At 53.0% G+C, this 18,434-nt stretch carries 18 protein-coding genes and 1 pseudogene; 10 read left to right on the top strand and 9 right to left on the bottom strand.

Annotated elements, in window-relative coordinates; genetic code table 11:
• Positions 1-284: 284 nt before the first annotated feature.
• The gene (locus tag ABU190_RS21020; RefSeq protein WP_039077353.1) at positions 285-497 is read right to left on the bottom strand and encodes a YdgH/BhsA/McbA-like domain containing protein; all 213 of its coding nucleotides are present in this window, start codon (positions 495-497) and stop codon (positions 285-287) included.
• A 140-nt stretch (positions 498-637) separates the two neighbouring features.
• Here ABU190_RS21020 and ABU190_RS21015 point away from each other — a divergent pair, with 140 nt between their 5' ends.
• Both ABU190_RS21015 and ABU190_RS21010 read left to right on the top strand, forming a co-directional pair.
• Positions 638-1,159 (top strand): Crp/Fnr family transcriptional regulator, encoded by a 522-nt coding sequence (locus ABU190_RS21015; RefSeq protein WP_354692294.1) that lies wholly within the window; start codon positions 638-640, stop codon positions 1,157-1,159.
• Between the two features lie 57 nt (positions 1,160-1,216).
• Complete coding sequence (locus ABU190_RS21010) at positions 1,217-1,720, top strand: YgjV family protein (RefSeq protein WP_354692293.1); 504 nt, start codon at positions 1,217-1,219, stop codon at positions 1,718-1,720.
• Between the two features lie 50 nt (positions 1,721-1,770).
• Here ABU190_RS21010 and ABU190_RS21005 read toward each other — a convergent pair whose 3' ends face one another.
• Together ABU190_RS21005 and fdhD are read right to left on the bottom strand one after the other, a co-directional pair.
• Positions 1,771-1,983: a YdgH/BhsA/McbA-like domain containing protein gene (locus ABU190_RS21005; RefSeq protein WP_354692292.1), complete on the bottom strand. Its 213-nt coding sequence runs from the start codon at positions 1,981-1,983 to the stop codon at positions 1,771-1,773.
• Between the two features lie 129 nt (positions 1,984-2,112).
• On the bottom strand, positions 2,113-2,949 hold the full coding sequence (gene fdhD, locus ABU190_RS21000; RefSeq protein ID WP_354692291.1) for a formate dehydrogenase accessory sulfurtransferase FdhD: 837 nt from the start codon (positions 2,947-2,949) through the stop codon (positions 2,113-2,115).
• Positions 2,950-3,104: 155 nt separating this feature from the next.
• Here fdhD and fdnG point away from each other — a divergent pair, with 155 nt between their 5' ends.
• Genes fdnG through fdhE form a run of 4 tightly spaced genes read left to right on the top strand, consistent with a single transcriptional unit; the run spans position 3,105 to position 8,628 of the window.
• Positions 3,105-6,155, top strand: a complete 3,051-nt coding sequence (fdnG, locus tag ABU190_RS20995; RefSeq protein WP_354692290.1) for a formate dehydrogenase-N subunit alpha — start codon at positions 3,105-3,107, stop codon at positions 6,153-6,155.
• A 12-nt stretch (positions 6,156-6,167) separates the two neighbouring features.
• Positions 6,168-7,070 carry a formate dehydrogenase subunit beta gene (gene fdxH / locus ABU190_RS20990; protein WP_039077360.1) on the top strand — a complete coding sequence of 301 codons (903 nt, stop codon included), beginning with the start codon at positions 6,168-6,170 and terminating at the stop codon, positions 7,068-7,070.
• On the top strand, positions 7,067-7,702 hold the full coding sequence (gene fdoI / locus ABU190_RS20985) for a formate dehydrogenase cytochrome b556 subunit (RefSeq protein ID WP_039077361.1): 636 nt from the start codon (positions 7,067-7,069) through the stop codon (positions 7,700-7,702). The genes fdxH and fdoI overlap by 4 nt, the downstream gene beginning before the upstream one ends.
• On the top strand, positions 7,699-8,628 hold the full coding sequence (gene fdhE, locus ABU190_RS20980; RefSeq protein ID WP_271850494.1) for a formate dehydrogenase accessory protein FdhE: 930 nt from the start codon (positions 7,699-7,701) through the stop codon (positions 8,626-8,628). Before fdoI ends, fdhE begins: the two co-directional genes overlap by 4 nt.
• Positions 8,629-8,664: 36 nt before the next feature.
• Here fdhE and ABU190_RS20975 read toward each other — a convergent pair.
• Positions 8,665-8,823: pseudogene (locus ABU190_RS20975) on the bottom strand (PIN domain-containing protein); the annotation flags it as partial.
• Between the two features lie 150 nt (positions 8,824-8,973).
• Here ABU190_RS20975 and ABU190_RS20970 point away from each other — a divergent pair.
• Positions 8,974-9,891 (top strand): alpha/beta hydrolase, encoded by a 918-nt coding sequence (locus ABU190_RS20970; RefSeq protein WP_354692289.1) that lies wholly within the window; start codon positions 8,974-8,976, stop codon positions 9,889-9,891.
• A gap of 96 nt (positions 9,892-9,987) precedes the next feature.
• The gene (locus tag ABU190_RS20965; RefSeq protein WP_354692288.1) at positions 9,988-10,326 is read left to right on the top strand and encodes a nuclear transport factor 2 family protein; all 339 of its coding nucleotides are present in this window, start codon (positions 9,988-9,990) and stop codon (positions 10,324-10,326) included.
• A 47-nt stretch (positions 10,327-10,373) separates the two neighbouring features.
• On the opposite strand, the gene fabY is transcribed toward ABU190_RS20965, so the two are convergent.
• The 5 genes from fabY to typA form a co-directional block, all read right to left on the bottom strand.
• Positions 10,374-11,315, bottom strand: coding sequence for a fatty acid biosynthesis protein FabY (fabY, locus tag ABU190_RS20960; RefSeq protein ID WP_354692343.1), 942 nt, complete (start codon positions 11,313-11,315; stop codon positions 10,374-10,376).
• 44 nt (positions 11,316-11,359) lie between these two features.
• Positions 11,360-11,797, bottom strand: coding sequence for a D-aminoacyl-tRNA deacylase (dtd, locus tag ABU190_RS20955; protein ID WP_047372414.1), 438 nt, complete (start codon positions 11,795-11,797; stop codon positions 11,360-11,362).
• The gene (locus tag ABU190_RS20950; protein WP_039077367.1) at positions 11,794-12,663 is read right to left on the bottom strand and encodes a virulence factor BrkB family protein; all 870 of its coding nucleotides are present in this window, start codon (positions 12,661-12,663) and stop codon (positions 11,794-11,796) included. The genes dtd and ABU190_RS20950 overlap by 4 nt, the downstream gene beginning before the upstream one ends.
• Positions 12,657-13,256, bottom strand: coding sequence for a glucose-1-phosphatase (gene yihX / locus ABU190_RS20945; RefSeq protein ID WP_271850496.1), 600 nt, complete (start codon positions 13,254-13,256; stop codon positions 12,657-12,659). The genes ABU190_RS20950 and yihX overlap by 7 nt, the downstream gene beginning before the upstream one ends.
• A gap of 247 nt (positions 13,257-13,503) precedes the next feature.
• Positions 13,504-15,327 carry a ribosome-dependent GTPase TypA gene (gene typA / locus ABU190_RS20940; protein WP_296426123.1) on the bottom strand — a complete coding sequence of 608 codons (1,824 nt, stop codon included), beginning with the start codon at positions 15,325-15,327 and terminating at the stop codon, positions 13,504-13,506.
• Between the two features lie 380 nt (positions 15,328-15,707).
• Between typA and glnA the strand changes: the two genes are divergently transcribed.
• Positions 15,708-17,117 (top strand): glutamate--ammonia ligase, encoded by a 1,410-nt coding sequence (glnA, locus tag ABU190_RS20935; protein WP_039077370.1) that lies wholly within the window; start codon positions 15,708-15,710, stop codon positions 17,115-17,117.
• Positions 17,118-17,379: 262 nt separating this feature from the next.
• On the top strand, positions 17,380-18,429 hold the full coding sequence (gene glnL / locus ABU190_RS20930; RefSeq protein WP_071194771.1) for a nitrogen regulation protein NR(II): 1,050 nt from the start codon (positions 17,380-17,382) through the stop codon (positions 18,427-18,429).
• Positions 18,430-18,434 lie beyond the last annotated feature (5 nt).

Genomic DNA, 18,434 nt, shown 5'->3' with positions numbered 1-18,434 from the left:
TATTTGCGACTTTAATCACAAAAACACAGTGGGATTCAACTCACAGTATTTTTATTAATTCCTTTCCAATCATTGAGTTATAAAAGAAGGTAATTTGAAATATTTCGGAGAAATAAAACTGCGATTAAGGCTTTTAGAAGGATGGTAATTTTGTGATTGCAACCTCATTTTTTAACGTAAAAGAGGCATACGGGAGGAGGATTCAGAAAAGGGAGAGCAAAAACAGCGGGGAAATAACCTGTCCCCGCTCCGAAGAGTCAGGGACAGCGGCAATGCGGGAAAACTTATTTTGTCAGTTCAGCGGTCATATGAACCTGGTTACCGCTGAAAGCTTCGGTAATCTGGTATGAAGAGGCACCAGCCTGTTGTGCCTGAGCGGCAATTTTCGCTTCTGCACCAGACAGTGTAGAGTCAGTTGCGGTTACTGTCTGAGCAGCAAAAGAACCGAAAGAAGAAGCCAGAGCGATAACTGCGACAAAAGTTTTGATGCTTTTCATGATATAAACCCTTCTGAATGTTTGTTGGAATGAGGCGCTTCGCCTCGATGAAATAAATAATAGACCTTAATCCCATCAACAGACAGCGGAATGATTTGCATTTATCTTTCAAATTATCTGAACATAAAAGAGAGAGGAAAATGACCACAGACTGGCTCACCGCCTTGCAGCAATTTGGACGCATGCGCAGCATGTCGGCAATGGAGACTCTGCAACGGCAAGGGGAGCCACAACACCGTCTTTTTTGGCTACAGGAAGGGACTGCCCGGGCGGTATATCACTCCGCACAGGGCCAGGAAAAAGTGAAAGAATTCTATTTCGCCGGTGAATGCTGTTTTCTCTACCTGAGCTGGCTTACCGGATCGGTGGCGGATTACAGCCTGCAAATGTTGACCCCAGGCAGGCTTTGTGAAATCCCGCTGCGTCTGCTTGATAAACCCGAACACCTTGCTGCGCGGTTGGCTCTGCTCAGCCAACAGGTGGTCTACAAGGAAAAGAAAGAGCAGATGTTTTTGCTCAATAATCCCGAACAGCGCTGGCAATACGTACAGGCCAATTTTCCGGACTGGGAGCAACAGCTCACGCAAAAAGATCTCGCCAGCTACATTGGCATCTCCCCGGTGAGTTTGTCGCGAATTCGCGCACGTCTTAACAAAGGTTAATGACCGACACACCCGCCCGTCTTATGCTGCCCCCTCGTTCTCTCTGCGGGCAATGCGATGACCCCATTTTTCCTCTCACAGATCCTGGCGGGCCTGTCGTTTGGCCTGGATTTGCTGGCCTTTCAGTTTATCCGTCGACACTGTTCTCTGCTGACGCTCGCCTGTTCTACCAGCCTGCTGGCGTTCCATTTTTGGCTGCTCGGTGAAAACAGTGCCTGTGGATTGATGGCGCTGGCCGCCAGCCGATACCTGCTGGCAATCGTCACCACAAGCCAAAGAGTAAAAGGGGGATTTCTCTGTGCGTCGGTGCTATGCAGCGGACTGACCTGGCAACACCCGACAGATATTTTCCCACTAGCGGGCAGTTTACTCATGACGATTGCCGCATTTCAGCCAACGGCAGCGGGGTTACGGCTGATCACCCTGGGCGGCAGCCTGTGCTGGCTTATCAATAATGTTCTGGCGGGCTCGCCCATGGCGATAGTCATGGAAGGCACGTTTATGCTGAGTACGTTGGTTTCGTACTGGCGGCTAAAGCGAGGTGTGGCGGTGGGCGGGTAACACCAGAAACGAAAAAAGCGCCCGCAGGCGCTCTTTCGACAGTGTTACGCTTATTTGGTCAGTTCTGCGGTCATGTGCACGCGGTCACCGGTGAAAGCTTCGGTGATATGGTAAGAAGAGGCACCAGCCTGCTGAGCCTGAGCGGCGATTTTCGCTTCTGCACCGTCCATTGTGGAGGAGGTCGCGGTCACTGTCTGTGCAGCGAATGAACCGAAAGAAGAAGCCAGAGCGATAACTGCGACAAAATTTTTGATGCTTTTCATGATATAAACCCTTCTGAATGTTTGTTGAGGTGAGGCGTTTTGCCTCGATGAAATAAATACTAGACCTGAACCTCATCAACAAAAAGCGGAAGAATTTGCTCTCCACATTCAAAAAAACTGATTTATATCTTAACCCGGAATCAAACGCTGCGGATGGGTATAAATCGTTGCCCTGCCCGGCTTGCAAAAACCTACCAGCGTCAGGTTGCAGCGCTCAGCAACCTCAACGGCCAGCGTGGTCGCAGCGGAAACGGCGAACAGAATTTCCACGCCGCACATGGCGGATTTCTGCACCATTTCATAGCTCGCGCGGCTGGAGACCAGCGCTGCTCCCGTCTGCCAGGATGCCCCTTCATGGGCGCGATGACCAAGCAGCTTATCCAGCGCCACGTGACGCCCCACGTCCTCATGCCCACCCACAAGTTGCCCGGAAGGTAGCATCCAGGCGGCCGCATGGGTACAGCCCGTAAGTTTGCCAATCGGCTGGAAATCGGTGAGATGCGCCAGCGCCTGGTCCAAATTTGCCAGATCAAATGTCTGCGTAAACGGCAGTGGTGCGACGGGTTTGCCAATGTCGTTCAGTTGCTCAACGCCGCACACGCCACACCCTGTCCGCCCGGCCAGCGCGCGACGACGCTCTTTTAGACCCATAAACCGACGGCTGGAAAGCTCAATCTGCACTTCCAGACCATTGCAGGACGGCACCACCTCCATACCAAAAATTTCCTGGCGGGTTTCGATAATTCCTTCGGAGAGGGAAAAACCGACGGCAAACCACTCCAGGTCTTTGGGGGAGGCCATCATCACCACATGAGAAATGCCGTTATAAACCAGCGCAACGGGCACTTCCTCCGCTAACACATCGGGATGAGAATGTTGCAGATCATCGCGCTTCCAGAGTGCGACCTGGCGGGAACCTGTGATCTGAGTAGCAACTTCGTATTGTTCAGTATGGATTTTGTTCACGTTGTATTAACCGAATTAAAACAGGCGTAACCGCAATGTGGTATTCTGAGTCATACCCCTTTTGGGCCAGGGGATTTACAGCAATTTTGTACCTTTGCGGCGACGACCGCAAAGTAAAAAAAACCTCGTGACAATGTCGAAACAAGGAGCAAACCATGCAGGTCAGCAGAAGGCAGTTCTTTAAGATCTGCGCTGGCGGTATGGCAGGTACAACGGTAGCGGCGCTGGGCTTTGCCCCAGGCGTAGCACTGGCGGAGACGCGGCAATACAAATTACTGCGCACCCGTGAAACGCGAAATACCTGCACATACTGTTCTGTCGGCTGTGGGCTTTTAATGTATAGCCTCGGCGACGGCGCGAAAAACGCCAAAGCATCTATTTTCCATATCGAAGGCGACCCGGATCACCCGGTTAACCGTGGCGCGCTCTGCCCGAAAGGTGCAGGTCTGGTGGATTTTATTCATTCAGAAAGCCGCCTGAAATATCCAGAATACCGTGCGCCAGGCTCCGACAAATGGCAACAAATCACCTGGGATGACGCGTTTGATCGCATCGCAAAACTGATCAAAAAAGACCGCGATGCCAACTACATCGCGCAAAACGCCGAAGGCACTACCGTCAACCGTTGGCTCTCCACCGGTATGCTGTGCGCCTCCGCATCCAGTAACGAAACCGGTTATTTAACCCAGAAATTTACCCGCGCCCTCGGCATGCTCGCCGTGGATAACCAGGCGCGTGTCTGACACGGACCAACGGTAGCAAGTCTTGCTCCAACATTTGGTCGCGGTGCGATGACCAACCACTGGGTAGATATGAAAAACGCCAATCTCATCATCGTGATGGGAGGGAACGCTGCTGAAGCGCATCCGGTGGGATTCCGCTGGGCGATGGAAGCAAAAATCCATAATGGCGCCAAATTAATCGTTATCGATCCTCGATTTACGCGTACCGCTTCGGTCGCGGACTTTTACACGCCCATTCGTTCCGGGACGGATATCGCTTTCCTCTCCGGGGTTCTGCTGTATCTGCTGACAAATGAAAAATACAACCGCGAATACACCGAAGCCTACACCAACGCCAGCCTGATCGTGCGTGAGGACTTCGGCTTCGAAGATGGCCTTTTTACTGGCTATGACGCGGAAAAACGCAAATATGACCGTTCAAGCTGGAACTATGAGCTGGATGAACAGGGCTTCGCTAAACGCGATACCACCCTTACCCATCCGCGCTGCGTGTGGAATTTACTGAAACAACACGTTTCTCGCTATACGCCAGAGGTCGTGGAAAACATCTGCGGTACGCCAAAAGCGGACTTCCTGAAAGTCTGTGAATACATCGCGGAAACCAGCGCTCACGACAAAACAGCGTCGTTCCTGTACGCGCTGGGCTGGACGCAACACTCTGTTGGTGCGCAGAACATCCGTACCATGGCGATGATCCAATTGCTGCTCGGCAACATGGGGATGGCAGGCGGCGGTGTTAACGCCCTGCGCGGCCACTCCAATATTCAGGGGCTGACCGACTTAGGCCTGCTGTCGCAAAGCCTGCCGGGTTATATGACGCTGCCAAGCGAGAAACAGGCGGATCTGCAAACCTACCTGACGGCCAACACGCCAAAACCGTTGTTGCAGGGTCAGGTGAACTACTGGGGCAACTACTCGAAATTCTTCGTCTCAATGATGAAAGCCTTCTATGGCGAAAAAGCGACGAAAGAAAACAGTTGGGGCTTCGACTTGCTGCCGAAGTGGGATAAGAGTTACGACGTCCTGCAGTATTTCGACATGATGTTTAAAGGTCAGGTGAACGGTTATATCTGCCAGGGCTTCAACCCGGTCGCATCGTTCCCGAACAAAAACAAAGTTGTGGCGGCACTGTCGAAACTGAAATTCCTGGTGACCATCGACCCGCTAAACACGGAAACCTCCACGTTCTGGCAGAACCACGGTGAGTCGAACGACGTTGACTCATCAAAAATCCAGACCGAAGTGTTCCGTCTGCCCTGCACCTGCTTTGCCGAAGAGAACGGCTCCATCGTGAACTCCGGTCGCTGGCTGCAATGGCACTGGAAAGGCCAGGATGCGCCGGGGGAAGCGGTCACCGACGGTGAGATTCTGGCAGGCATCTTCCTGCGCCTGCGCAAAATGTACGCCGAAGAGGGCGGTGCCAACCCTGAACAGGTGCTAAGCATGACCTGGAACTACTCCACACCACACGAACCGGCTTCGGAAGAGGTGGCAATGGAGAGTAACGGCAAGGCGCTGGCGGATATTATCGATCCGGTTACCAATACGGTCCTCGTGAAAAAAGGTCAGCAGCTCAGTTCGTTCGCCCAGTTACGTGACGACGGTACCACCTCCAGTGGATGCTGGATTTTCGCCGGTAGCTGGACGCCGGATGGTAACCAGATGGCCAAACGCGATAATGCCGACCCGTCAGGCCTTGGCAATACGCTCGGCTGGGCATGGGCATGGCCGCTTAACCGTCGCATCCTGTATAACCGCGCCTCCGCTGACCCGCAGGGTAAACCGTGGGATCCGAAACGCCAGCTCCTGAAATGGGACGGGGCGAAATGGGGCGGCGCGGATATCCCGGACTACAGCACTGCAGCACCGGGCAGCGATGTGGGGCCGTTTATCATGCAGCCGGAAGGGATGGGCCGCCTGTTCGCTATCGATAAGATGGCGGAAGGGCCGTTCCCGGAACATTACGAGCCGTTTGAAACTCCGCTGGGCACTAACCCGCTGCACCCGAATGTGGTCTCTAACCCGGCCGCGCGCGTCTTTAAAGACGACATGGCCGCGATGGGTAAAGCGGATAAATTCCCATATGTCGGCACCACTTACCGTCTGACCGAACACTTCCACTACTGGACCAAGCACGCATTGCTGAACGCGATCGCACAGCCGGAGCAGTTTGTGGAAATCGGTGAAAAGCTGGCGGGCAAGCTGGGGATCGTGCAGGGCGATACCGTGAAAGTCTCCTCCAACCGCGGCTATATCAAAGCCAAGGCTGTTGTGACCAAGCGTATTCGCACACTGAACGTACACGGCAAAGAGGTGGATACCATCGGTATTCCCATTCACTGGGGTTATGAAGGCGTGGCGAAGAAAGGCTTTATCGCGAACACCCTTACCCCGTTTGTCGGTGACGCAAACACCCAGACGCCGGAGTTTAAGGCCTTCCTGGTGAATGTGGAAAAGGTATAGCGGAGACGAATTATGGCTTACCAATCTCAAGATATTATCCGTCGTTCCGCCACTAACGGTTTTACCCCCGCGCCACAGGCGCGGGATCACCAGCAGGAGGTGGCGAAGCTTATCGACGTCACCACCTGTATTGGATGTAAAGCCTGTCAGGTAGCCTGCTCGGAGTGGAACGATATTCGTGATGAAGTGGGACATAACGTCGGGGTTTACGATAACCCGGCGGACCTGACCGCTAAGTCATGGACAGTCATGCGTTTTTCCGAAGTGGAGCAGAACGATAAACTGGAATGGCTTATCCGCAAAGACGGCTGCATGCACTGTGCCGATCCGGGTTGTCTGAAGGCATGCCCCTCAGAAGGGGCTATCATTCAGTATGCCAACGGGATTGTCGACTTCCAGTCTGAACAGTGTATTGGCTGCGGCTACTGCATTGCAGGCTGCCCGTTCAACGTGCCGCGCCTGAACCCGGAAGACAACCGCGTCTACAAATGTACGCTGTGCGTAGACCGCGTTACTGTCGGTCAGGAACCGGCCTGCGTGAAAACGTGCCCAACCGGCGCTATCCACTTTGGTAGCAAAGAGGATATGAAAACGCTGGCAGGCGAACGCGTGGCGGAGCTGAAAACTCGGGGTTATGACAATGCGGGCCTGTACGATCCGGCCGGCGTTGGTGGTACACACGTCATGTACGTGCTGCACCACGCTGACAAGCCGAATCTGTATCACGGCCTGCCGGAAAACCCGGAAATCAGCGCAACCGTGAAATTCTGGAAAGGTATCTGGAAGCCGCTGGCCGCTGTGGGTTTTGCAGCGACATTTGCAGCCAGTATCTTCCACTACGTCGGTGTCGGTCCAAACCGCGCAGAGGAAGAAGACGACAATCTGCATGAAGAAAAAGACGAGGTGCGCAAATGAAAAGACGTGACACCATCGTGCGCTACACGGCGCCGGAACGCATCAACCATTGGGTCACCGCCTTCTGCTTCGTGCTGGCGGCGGTGAGCGGACTGGGATTCTTTTTCCCATCCTTTAACTGGCTGATGCACATTCTGGGTACGCCGCAGTTAGCGCGTATTCTGCACCCGTTTGTTGGGGTGGTGATGTTCGCGTCGTTCATCATCATGTTCTTCCGCTACTGGCATCACAACCTAATCAATCGGGATGATATCTTTTGGGCGAAGAATATTCGTAAGATCGTCGTCAACGAGGAAGTGGGTGATACCGGGCGCTATAACTTCGGCCAGAAATGTGTGTTCTGGGCGGCGATTCTCTTCCTGGTGTTGTTGCTGGTGAGCGGCATCATTATGTGGCGTCCGTACTTCGCACCCGTTTTCTCTATCCCGGTCATTCGAATCGCGATTATGGTTCATTCGTTTGCCGCAGTAGCGTTAATTGTGGTTATTATGGTGCATATCTACGCCGCACTATGGGTGAAGGGCACGATAACCGCCATGGTGGAAGGCTGGGTAACCAAAACGTGGGCGAAGAAACATCACCCGCGCTGGTACCGTGAAGTCCGCCAGAAAGAGGAAAAAACGACGGAATGAGTATTCGCATAATCCCGCAAGACGAGCTGGAGAAGAGCGAGAAACGCACGGCGGAAGTGATTCCGCCGTTATTATTCCCCAGACTGAAAAATCTCTATAACCGCCGGGCAGAACGCCTGCGCACGTTAGCAGAGCACAATCCGCTGGGTGATTACCTGCGTTTTGCCGCGCTGATCGCCCATGCCCAGGAGGTGGTGCTGTACGACCATCCGCTGGAAATCGATCTGACAGCACGTATCAAACAGGCCGCCGCTGAGGGCAAGCCGCCGCTGGATATCCATGTCCTGCCGCGCGATAAGCACTGGCACCGGCTGCTGCACTCCCTCATTGCCGAACTCAAACCGGAAATGAGTGGGCCTGCGCTGGCCGTCATTGAAAATCTGGAAAAATCCTCCGAACAGGAGCTGGAGCAGATGGCCAGCGCGCTGTTTGCGTCTGATTTTAGCGCGGTGAGCAGTGATAAAGCGCCGTTTATTTGGGCTGCGCTTTCTCTCTACTGGTCGCAAATGGCCAGCCTGATCCCCGGCAAAGCCCGTGCGGAATATGGCGAGCAGCGTCAGTTCTGCCCGGTATGCGGATCGATACCTGTTTCAAGCGTTGTGCATATCGGCACCACCCAGGGGTTGCGCTATCTGCACTGCAATCTTTGTGAAACCGAGTGGCACGTGGTGCGCGTTAAATGCAGCAACTGCGAGCAGACTCGCGACTTACACTACTGGTCGCTGGACAACGAGAAGGCGGCAATCAAAGCCGAAAGCTGTGGCGATTGCGGCACCTATCTGAAGATTCTGTATCAGGAAAAAGATCCGAATGTGGAGCCTGTTGCCGATGATTTAGCTTCACTGGTGCTCGATGCCCGCATGGAACAGGAAGGGTTCGCCCGCAGTTCCATCAATCCATTCCTCTTCCCCGGCGAAGGGGAGTAAGCGCCATTATCTGTGCCGGGTTGCCCATACGCCCGGCTACAGTTGATACGGTGTGATCACTCCCGCTACACCGGCAAAATCACGTGTATTTCGCGTCACCCATTCACAGCGATGAATCTGCGCTGTCGCCAGGATTATGGCGTCTGGCAGCGTCATGCCATATTCTTGCCGCAGTTTACCGCTCCGCTCTGCAATTTAACCTGTGCATGAATAAGGCGTCTTTCTGCCTGTATTTCATCTTTGCGAGACGCTTTCCAGATTCACTCGCCTCCTGAAAATCACCTTTCCCACCGACGTCAATCCAGGTTATAACACTGGATATATATACAGAATGGAGATGTGGTAATGGCACTGGAAATCGGAATTGCAGAGCTGGTCAGGGAGTTTATTGCCGCCGGGCGGCCATCCTCGCGAGATAAAAGTATTGATGAACGGAGGGCGGGCTATATCGCCAGCACCGTGCTGGCGGGCGAAACGGAAACCCGGGTAAACGTAGAAGATGTGCATCTCGACGGTATGGCGTTTCGCGTTATCTCCCCGCTTGAGGCAACCGGCCCATTGCCAACGCTTGTCTATTACCACGGCGGCTGCTTTATCAGCGGCGAGTTTGCCACCCATGACAACCAGTTGCGCCAGCTCGCTTTTCATAGCGGCTGTCGGGTGATTGCGGTGCAATATCGTCTGGCCCCGGAACATCCCTTTCCTGCCGCGCATGATGACGCATACAGAGGGGCCGAGATTATCTGGCAATACACCGATGAGCTGGGCGTAGATCGGCAAAAAGTCACCCTCGCAGGAGACAGCGCGGGTGGTCATCTGGCGCTGGTTACGGCACTTCGTCTTAAAGCAGCGCAGGCATGGCAACCCGCTCAATTGATCCTGATTTATCCCATGCTCGATGCCACCGCTTATTTTGAAAGCTATACCAGCAACGGCGAGGACTATGTGATTACCCGTGACGCGCTGCTGAGCGGCTACGAGCTATATCTCGGTGACACGGATCCCATGCATCCGGAAGCCAGCCCGCTCTGGCGCGATGATTTTAACGGTCTCCCTCCGGTGCATATTCTTACTGCCGAATATGACCCGCTCTGCGATGAAGGCGAAGCGTTGTTTCAACGGCTGACCGAGCAAGGGGTGGCATGTTCCTGCCAGCACCATCTTGGGGTGATTCACGGTTTCTTTCAGCTTGCTGGCATCAGCAAAACAGCTCGCGGGGCGATAAGGGATGTGGCATGGCGGTTGAGAGAGTTACCACATTGAGAACTTAATGAAGGTTTGCGTAGCGGCGAAAGTTCATTAACGCTGCAAGAGATAGCTGAAAGGAAGAAACACCCCTTAACGAAGCAAGGAAACACCATGTCCATCGTTGCGCCCGTCGAAAAACAATTTGCCGCTTATAACGCCCATGACATTGAGATGTTCGTGGCCTGTTTTAGCGAAGATTTTACCGCATGGCGTATGCCAGCCACATCCCCTTCCACCCGTGGTCGGGAAGCACTGCGCGCATTTTACAGCCAGCATCGTTTTAACAACCCGGCGCTGAGGGCAGAGTTGCTTAGCCGCACCGTGATGGGCAATAAGGTGTTCGATCACGAAAAAATCTATGGCATCGGCGAGCAGGTTATCGAGAATATGGCGGTGTATGAGATTCAGGATGGCTTGATTAAAACCGTGTGGTTTTACTTTGCCGAATAGCTTTATTTTGCCTGGGTTGAGCCCGGCGCTGGCGCCGGACTCGCTAATCACTCTTCTTCGTTGCCGCCTTCTTCATAAGCGCCATAAGGTTTAGCGGGTAACACGATATAAACCGCCTCAAACAAGGCACCCTGTTTATCGTCGCCAAACAGTTCAACCTGCAACTGAACACGCGCTTTACGCCCGCGAGCCAGTCTGTCGAGGTCACCGCTCAGAGAGCCGAGATCGGCAATCGCGCTCGGTTTACCCGTGATTGGGGTGCTGTAACGGATATGCGCATCGGCAAGAATAATCGTCCCGCCCAGATGCCGCTCGCGCAGCATCAACCAGATAAGCCCCCAGCCCGTTAGCGTCGCCAGCGAGAACAGGCTTCCGGCGAACAGCGTATGGTGCGGGTTCTGGTTGCCCGTCTCCGGCATGGTGGTGATAAATTTCTGACCGGTGTACTGCTGAATGCGCACACCCATCTTTTCGCTGAGTGGAATATGCTGATACCAGGCCTGCTGCAACTGCCCGCACCAGTCGCCGCGATGCAGAATATCATCCAGCGTCGCCACGGGTTTGATCATCAGGAAATGGCGCACCGGCGTGGTTTGCGGGGCGGTGATTTCGCCCTCATTGATAAAACCCAGTTTTGCGAAGAACTCTAGCGCATCTTCACGTGCGCTACAGGTCACCCGCTTCACACCTTCCTGACGCGCGACAGACTCCAGCGTCATCGCCATCAGCGTACCGAGCCCTTTATCCTGCACGGAGGGGTGGACGGCCATAAAACGGATCGAAGCCTCATTGTCAGCATTGATATATAACCGACCAACGGCAACGATTTTGCCTTCTTCATCCACAACCATTTGATGATGGGCCATGGCATCCCAGGCGTCACGTTCGGAGCCTTTCGGCTGATGCAATGGCTTGCGCAGCATCTCCCAACGGAACTGGTAGTAAAGCTCTAGCTCTTCTTCTGTTTGCGGTACGCGAAGGTGATACATAGCTGTATTCTCTCTTGTTACCCGTGGCAACTCCGCAAGCTGGCTCATACTTGCAACCAGAACGTTACGGGGCCGTCATTAACCAGCGATACCTGCATATCTGCGGCGAATCGTCCGGTCTGTGTTTCTATCTGCTGGCTACGGCAGCGACTGACGAAATAGTCATACAGCGCCTCCGCCTTTTCCGGCGCGGCCCCTCTGGAAAAGCCAGGACGCATGCCGCGTTCGGTATCCGCCGCCAGCGTAAATTGTGACACCACCAGCACGCTGCCGCCGGACTGCTGAACATTGAGGTTCATCTTGCCGTCAGCGTCACTGAAAATACGATACCCCAGTACGCGCTCGCACAGGCGGTTCGCTTTTTGCTCGTCATCTTCCCTTTCGACACCTAACAACACCAAAAGTCCCGGACCGATTTCACCCGTCACTTCACCCGCCACGGTAACGCTGGCCTGGGATACACGTTGTATCAATGCAATCATGGTTGGTCTTCTTCTTGTTCTGCGGCTTTTTTTAATCGTCGATATTCACCGAGAGTGACAGTTATTTCAGCGCCAAGCAAGACGATACACCATGTCCAGTAGACCCACAGAAACAAAATCGGGACCACCGCCAGCACGCCATAAATGAGCTGGTAAGAAGGAAATGTGGTGATATAAAGCGCAAACCCTTTTTTCCCCGCTTCAAACAATAGAGCGGCGACAAAAGCACCAATCACTGCATCACGGTTGGGCACGCGGGTGGTTGGTACAATGCTGTACAACAACCAAAAAGAGATCCACGACAAAATGAGCGGGAAAACGCGCAGCATATTATCTATCGCGCCATTGAGCCCACTGGCCCAGCGCAGAGAGAGCAAGTAAGAGCTTATCGCCAGGCTTGCCCCGGCAAGCAGCGGCCCCAGCGTCAAAATCATCCAGTAGACAGCAAAGGAGTATATCCGCGGACGCACGCGCGTACTGCGCCAGATAGAATTGAGGGCGCTGTCGATGGAGTACATCAACAGTAATGAGGTGACCACCAGCCCACATGCTCCAACGGCGGTCATTTTGCTTGAATTGGCAACGAACTGTTCGATATAGCGTTGAATCACATCGCCGGTAGTCGGAATAAAATTAGCAAAAACAAAGTGACGCAGTTGGATGCTAACCTCAGAAAACATCGGAAAAGCGGCAAATAACGCAAAGATAACGGCAATGAGTGGCACCAATGAAAGCAACGAAACATAGGCGAGATTTCCCGCCAGTGTTGTCATGTGGTCTTCATCAATACGCAGCCAGAGTAATTTCAGCCACGACCAAATGGGTCGCGTATGGTGTTTCGTTTTATGGCGAATAAATTTCAGCATAACTGCTTCGCAAAATAGTCAGGGAGGGTGTTCTTACCCGTCACCAGAATACTGGTGATCCCCAACTGGTTAGCCCCTTCTATATTATTGGCATTATCATCGAAAAAGACAGTATTATCAGCGCTATAGCCTTCCAGTTCGAGAACACGTTGGTAGATGCGTGCTTCCGGCTTACGCATCCCCATATCTTGCGAAAGATAAATATGGTCGGCGGCAGCCAAAATTTCCGGGTATTGATCCGGCCAGTACGTGGTATGAAGACTGTTGGTATTAGAGAGCACGACCACGCGGTGCCCCTGCTCACGCAGTTTTTGCATGATGCTGATAACGTCCTTACGCAGGGAGACAAAAACCGCCTGCCAGCCCGTTGCGAACTGCTCAAAGCTTAACGACATAGACATCTCTTCACAGAGCGCTTTGGCAAAATCTTCATCACTGATTTCACCCCGCTCATGAAGCTGGAACGTCTCGCCCATCGTGAAACTTTGTTTGAGCGTCGCAAGCGGCACGCGGCTAAAGTCACTCCATACGCCCAGCACCCGATTGAAGTCGATATCAACGATCACGTTACCCAAATCAAAGATATAGAGCATCTCTCTCTCCTTATTTTCCGTGGAAAGTTAACTGTAGCGGGAAAGTCAGAAGTTGAATAGTTTGCCCGCGCTGGCGGGCAACAGGATTGTGATGGGTAGAGGTTCCCGGACAGACGATGATGAAAAAAGCCTCCCCATTCATCAGGTGGTACGCACTCAGCAAAAGAAAAAGCCGCTGAGAGCAGCGGCTTTTTTCCGGCTGGCTATTACGCCCGCCCGGCATCACGTATCTGGTTAAAAAAGAAGATTAGTCTTCTTTAGAACCACGGTTAGCGCGACGACGATCGTTTTCCGTCAGGTGACGTTTACGAATACGGATAGAGGTCGGGGTAACTTCTACCAGTTCGTCATCATCGATGAACTCCAGAGCCTGCTCCAGGGTCATCTTAACCGGCGGAACCAGAACCGTTGCTTCGTCAGTACCGGACGCACGCATGTTGGTCAGTTTCTTACCGGTCAGGCAGTTTACAGTCAGGTCGTTAGAACGGCTGTGAATACCGATGATCTGACCTTCGTAAACTTCTGCGCCGTGGCCCAGGAACAGCTTACCGCGGTCCTGCAGGCTGAAAAGTGCAAACGCAACCGCTTTACCCTGACCGTTGGAGATCAGTACGCCGTTCTGACGCTGACCCACATCACCGGCACGAACGTCGTCGTAGTGGCTGAATGTGGAGTACAGCAGACCCGTACCAGAGGTCATGGTCATGAACTCAGAACGGAAGCCGATCAGGCCACGGCTTGGGATCACGTAGTCGAGACGTACGCGGCCTTTGCCATCTGGATTCATGTTTTTCAGGTCGCCTTTACGCTCACCCAGTGCCTGCATCACAGACCCCTGGTGCTGCTCTTCGACGTCCAGCGTTACGTTTTCGAACGGCTCTTGTTTACGGCCATCGATTTCGCGGAAGATAACTTTCGGACGGGAAACCGCCATCTCGAAACCTTCGCGACGCATGTTCTCGATCAGTACCGACAGGTGCAGCTCACCACGACCGGAAACGCGGAATGCATCAGCGTCTTCGGTTTCTTCTACGCGCAGCGCAACGTTGTGCACCAGCTCTTTGTTCAGGCGGTCAAGAATCTGACGAGAGGTAACGTACTTACCTTCTTTACCACAGAACGGGGAGGTGTTTACGCAGAAGAACATGGTTACGGTCGGCTCATCAACAGACAGTGCCGGCAGTGCTTCAACATTCTGCGTATCGCAGATGGTGTCGGAGATGTTCAGCTCGCCCAGACCGGTGATCGCGATGATATCGCCCGCTTCTGCGATATCGCTCTCGATACGCTCCAGACCCAGGTGGGTCAGAACTTTACCGACTTTACCGTTACGGGTTTTGCCTTCGCTATCAATGATAGTGACCTGCTGGTTCGGTTTCACTTTACCGCGTTTGATACGGCCGATACCGATGACGCCAACGTAGTTGTTGTAGTCCAACTGGGAGATTTGCATCTGCAGCGGGCCATCAAGGTCTACGTTTGGTGCCGGTACGCGATCAACGATGGTCTGATACAGCGGGGTCATGTCTTCCGCCATATCTTCGTGATCCAGACCCGCAATACCGTTCAGCGCAGAGGCGTAAACGATAGGGAAGTCCAGCTGTTCGTCGGTAGCGTCAAGGTTTACGAACAGGTCGAATACCTGATCGACAACCCAGTCAGGACGTGCGCCCGGACGGTCGACTTTGTTGATAACAACAATCGGTTTCAGGCCATGAGCAAAGGCTTTTTTGGTCACGAAGCGCGTCTGCGGCATCGGACCATCCATTGCATCAACGACCAACAGAACGGAATCTACCATGGACATGACACGTTCAACTTCACCACCGAAGTCGGCGTGCCCCGGGGTATCAACGATGTTGATACGGTAATCATTCCATTTGATAGCGGTGTTTTTAGCCAGGATGGTAATCCCACGCTCTTTCTCCAAATCGTTGGAGTCCATCACTCGCTCTTGAGTTTCGGCACGCGCATCAAACGTACCGGATTGCTGCAGCAGCTTATCAACCAGGGTAGTTTTACCATGGTCAACGTGCGCGATGATGGCGATGTTACGCAGATTTTCGATCACAACTTTGCCTCAGGCATTTAGAAATAGCGCGTTATTGTACACGGATTAATCGCACTACAAAACAGGATCACAAACATCCCCCGCAAACAAGTATTGCAGGGTTGCTTTGTGATCATTTTCACGAAGCGAAATCGGGCTGCTCAACTAAAATTGCACCAATTCGGTGCTCAATGTTCACATACAAGCACTGAATTGGTGCAACATAACCATTGTGGTGCAGCCCTTTTGCACTATGGTGCGCATAATAGCGCCTTTTTAGTGACATTTAAAAGTTGGCATAGATTTCGCTTTATCTTTTTCATGGCAACAACGACAGGTTAGCGCCGTAATTGTAGACCTCGTTACCACGACGACAATGATAAATCCGGGAGAGTTTAAGTATGTCCGCTGAACACGTTTTGACGATGCTGAACGAGCACGAAGTCAAGTTTGTTGATTTGCGCTTCACCGACACTAAAGGTAAAGAGCAGCACGTCACGATCCCAGCTCATCAGGTAAATGCTGACTTCTTTGAAGAAGGCAAAATGTTTGATGGCTCCTCGATTGGTGGCTGGAAAGGCATTAACGAATCTGACATGGTACTGATGCCGGACGCCTCTACCGCTGTCATTGACCCGTTCTACGAAGAACCGACTCTGATCATCCGTTGCGATATCCTCGAGCCGGGCACCATGCAGGGCTACGATCGCGACCCGCGCTCCATCGCAAAACGCGCTGAAGAATACCTGCGCGCAACAGGCATCGCAGACACCGTTCTGTTCGGGCCTGAGCCAGAGTTCTTCCTGTTCGACGACGTTCGTTTCGGCAGTTCTATTTCCGGTTCCCACGTTGCTATCGATGATATCGAAGGCGCATGGAACTCCTCCACCAAATACGAAGGCGGTAACAAAGGTCACCGTCCGGCTGTTAAAGGTGGTTACTTCCCGGTTCCGCCAGTGGACTCCGCACAAGACCTGCGCTCCACTATGTGTCTGGTAATGGAAGAAATGGGCCTGGTTGTTGAAGCTCATCACCACGAAGTTGCAACTGCTGGTCAGAACGAAGTGGCAACCCGCTTCAATACCATGACCAAAAAAGCAGACGAAATTCAGATCTACAAATATGTGGTTCACAACGTTGCGCACCGCTTCGGTAAAACCGCAACCTTTATGCCGAAACCGATGTTCGGCGATAACGGTTCCGGTATGCACTGCCACATGTCTCTGTCCAAGAACGGCGTAAACCTGTTCTCTGGCGACAAATATGCTGGTCTGTCTGAGCAGGCGCTGTACTACATCGGCGGCGTTATTAAACACGCTAAAGCGATCAACGCCCTGTCCAACCCGACCACCAACTCCTACAAACGTCTGGTCCCGGGTTACGAAGCACCGGTCATGCTGGCTTACTCTGCCCGTAACCGTTCAGCTTCCATCCGTATTCCGGTGGTTGCATCTCCGAAAGCGCGTCGTATTGAAGTGCGTTTCCCGGACCCGGCTGCTAACCCGTACCTGTGCTTCGCAGCGCTGCTGATGGCTGGTCTTGATGGCATCAAGAACAAAATCCATCCGGGCGAAGCGATGGACAAAAACCTGTATGACCTGCCAGCTGAAGAAGCGAAAGAAATCCCGCAGGTTGCAGGCTCTCTGGAAGAAGCACTGAACTGCCTGAACGAAGACCGCGAGTTCCTGACTGCGGGTGGCGTATTCACCGACGACGCAATTGATGCTTACATCGCTCTGCGTATCGAAGAAAACGACCGCGTACGCATGACGCCGCACCCGGTAGAGTTCGAGCTGTACTACAGCGTTTAATAATTTAAATCCGAGGGATTTCTTGTTACAGCAAGGCGGCGATTGAGTGAATCCCCGGGAGCATAGAGATCTATGTGATCGGGGTAAGCGAAGGAAGACAATGCCGCTGTAGCGAGAAAGACATAGGATATTTTGTTGCCGTGGAAACTTTCAGCCCATCCTAGATGGGCTTTTTTCTCCACCAACAACCTGAATTACCGCCTTATTTACTTATAAAACGCTATACTGCACTAAAATAGTGCATTCTTTGGGAGACTGCTGGATGGCAAGTGGCTCGTTGCCCGATGCTGGGCAGATCCTCAATTCTTTAATCAACAGCATTTTGCTGGTTGATGACGAGCTGGCGGTACATTACGCCAACCCGGCGGCACAACAACTTCTGGCGCAAAGTTCCCGTAAATTATTCGGTACGCCTTTGCCGGACCTGCTGAGTTATTTCTCGCTCAATATCGTCCTGATGCGGGAAAGTCTGGATGCCGGACAAGGCTTTACGGACAATGAAGTCACCCTCGTTATCGACGGACGTTCACATATTCTCTCGTTAACGGCGCAACGGTTGCCTGAGGGCCTCATCCTTCTGGAGATGGCACCGATGGACAATCAGCGACGCCTGAGCCAGGAACAGCTCCAGCACGCCCAGCAAGTGGCAGCGCGCGATCTGGTACGCGGCCTGGCGCATGAAATCAAAAACCCGCTCGGAGGCTTACGTGGCGCGGCGCAGCTATTAAGCAAAGCCCTGCCTGACCCTTCGTTGCTGGAATACACCAAAGTCATCATTGAGCAGGCCGACCGTCTGCGTAACCTGGTGGACCGACTGCTTGGGCCACAACAGCCCGGTATGCACGTAACAGAAAGCATTCATAAAGTCGCTGAACGTGTCGTGAAACTGGTGTCGATGGAATTACCCGAAAACGTCACCCTGGTGCGCGACTATGATCCTAGCCTGCCGGAGCTGGCACACGATCCCGACCAGATTGAACAGGTGCTACTGAACATTGTTCGCAACGCACTCCAGGCGCTGGGACCTGAGGGCGGCGAAATTATTCTGCGTACCCGCACCGCGTTTCAGCTCACGCTGCACGGCGTTCGCTATCGCCTTGCGGCACGTATTGATGTGGAAGATAACGGGCCTGGTATTCCGTCAAACCTGCAGGACACGCTGTTTTACCCAATGGTGAGCGGGCGTGAAGGCGGTACTGGCTTAGGGTTATCTATCGCACGAAGTTTGATTGATCAACACTCTGGCAAAATTGAATTCACCAGTTGGCCAGGCCATACCGAGTTCTCGGTGTTCCTGCCTATTCGGAAATAGAGGTG

The organism is Phytobacter sp. RSE-02 (assembly GCF_040578655.1).
In the GTDB taxonomy this organism is placed as follows: Bacteria; Pseudomonadota; Gammaproteobacteria; order Enterobacterales; family Enterobacteriaceae; genus Phytobacter; species Phytobacter diazotrophicus.
The sequence above is the reverse complement of the archived record's forward strand: the minus strand, read 5'-3'. Positions and strand labels throughout refer to the sequence as shown.

What these genes read in the sequence shown, in the direction of transcription:
- ABU190_RS20965 (WP_354692288.1), top strand. Translation starts at nt 9,988, where the DNA reads ATGTCCATCGTTGCGCCCGTCGAAAAACAATTTGCCGCTTATAACGCC.
- glnL (WP_071194771.1), top strand. Translation starts at nt 17,380, where the DNA reads ATGGCAAGTGGCTCGTTGCCCGATGCTGGGCAGATCCTCAATTCTTTA.
- fdxH (WP_039077360.1), top strand. Translation starts at nt 6,168, where the DNA reads ATGGCTTACCAATCTCAAGATATTATCCGTCGTTCCGCCACTAACGGT.
- dtd (WP_047372414.1), bottom strand. Translation starts at nt 11,797, where the DNA reads ATGATTGCATTGATACAACGTGTATCCCAGGCCAGCGTTACCGTGGCG.
- fdoI (WP_039077361.1), top strand. Translation starts at nt 7,067, where the DNA reads ATGAAAAGACGTGACACCATCGTGCGCTACACGGCGCCGGAACGCATC.
- ABU190_RS20950 (WP_039077367.1), bottom strand. Translation starts at nt 12,663, where the DNA reads ATGCTGAAATTTATTCGCCATAAAACGAAACACCATACGCGACCCATT.
- glnA (WP_039077370.1), top strand. Translation starts at nt 15,708, where the DNA reads ATGTCCGCTGAACACGTTTTGACGATGCTGAACGAGCACGAAGTCAAG.
- ABU190_RS21020 (WP_039077353.1), bottom strand. Translation starts at nt 497, where the DNA reads ATGAAAAGCATCAAAACTTTTGTCGCAGTTATCGCTCTGGCTTCTTCT.
- ABU190_RS20970 (WP_354692289.1), top strand. Translation starts at nt 8,974, where the DNA reads ATGGCACTGGAAATCGGAATTGCAGAGCTGGTCAGGGAGTTTATTGCC.
- ABU190_RS21005 (WP_354692292.1), bottom strand. Translation starts at nt 1,983, where the DNA reads ATGAAAAGCATCAAAAATTTTGTCGCAGTTATCGCTCTGGCTTCTTCT.
- yihX (WP_271850496.1), bottom strand. Translation starts at nt 13,256, where the DNA reads ATGCTCTATATCTTTGATTTGGGTAACGTGATCGTTGATATCGACTTC.
- fdhE (WP_271850494.1), top strand. Translation starts at nt 7,699, where the DNA reads ATGAGTATTCGCATAATCCCGCAAGACGAGCTGGAGAAGAGCGAGAAA.
- fabY (WP_354692343.1), bottom strand. Translation starts at nt 11,315, where the DNA reads ATGTATCACCTTCGCGTACCGCAAACAGAAGAAGAGCTAGAGCTTTAC.
- ABU190_RS21015 (WP_354692294.1), top strand. Translation starts at nt 638, where the DNA reads ATGACCACAGACTGGCTCACCGCCTTGCAGCAATTTGGACGCATGCGC.
- ABU190_RS21010 (WP_354692293.1), top strand. Translation starts at nt 1,217, where the DNA reads ATGACCCCATTTTTCCTCTCACAGATCCTGGCGGGCCTGTCGTTTGGC.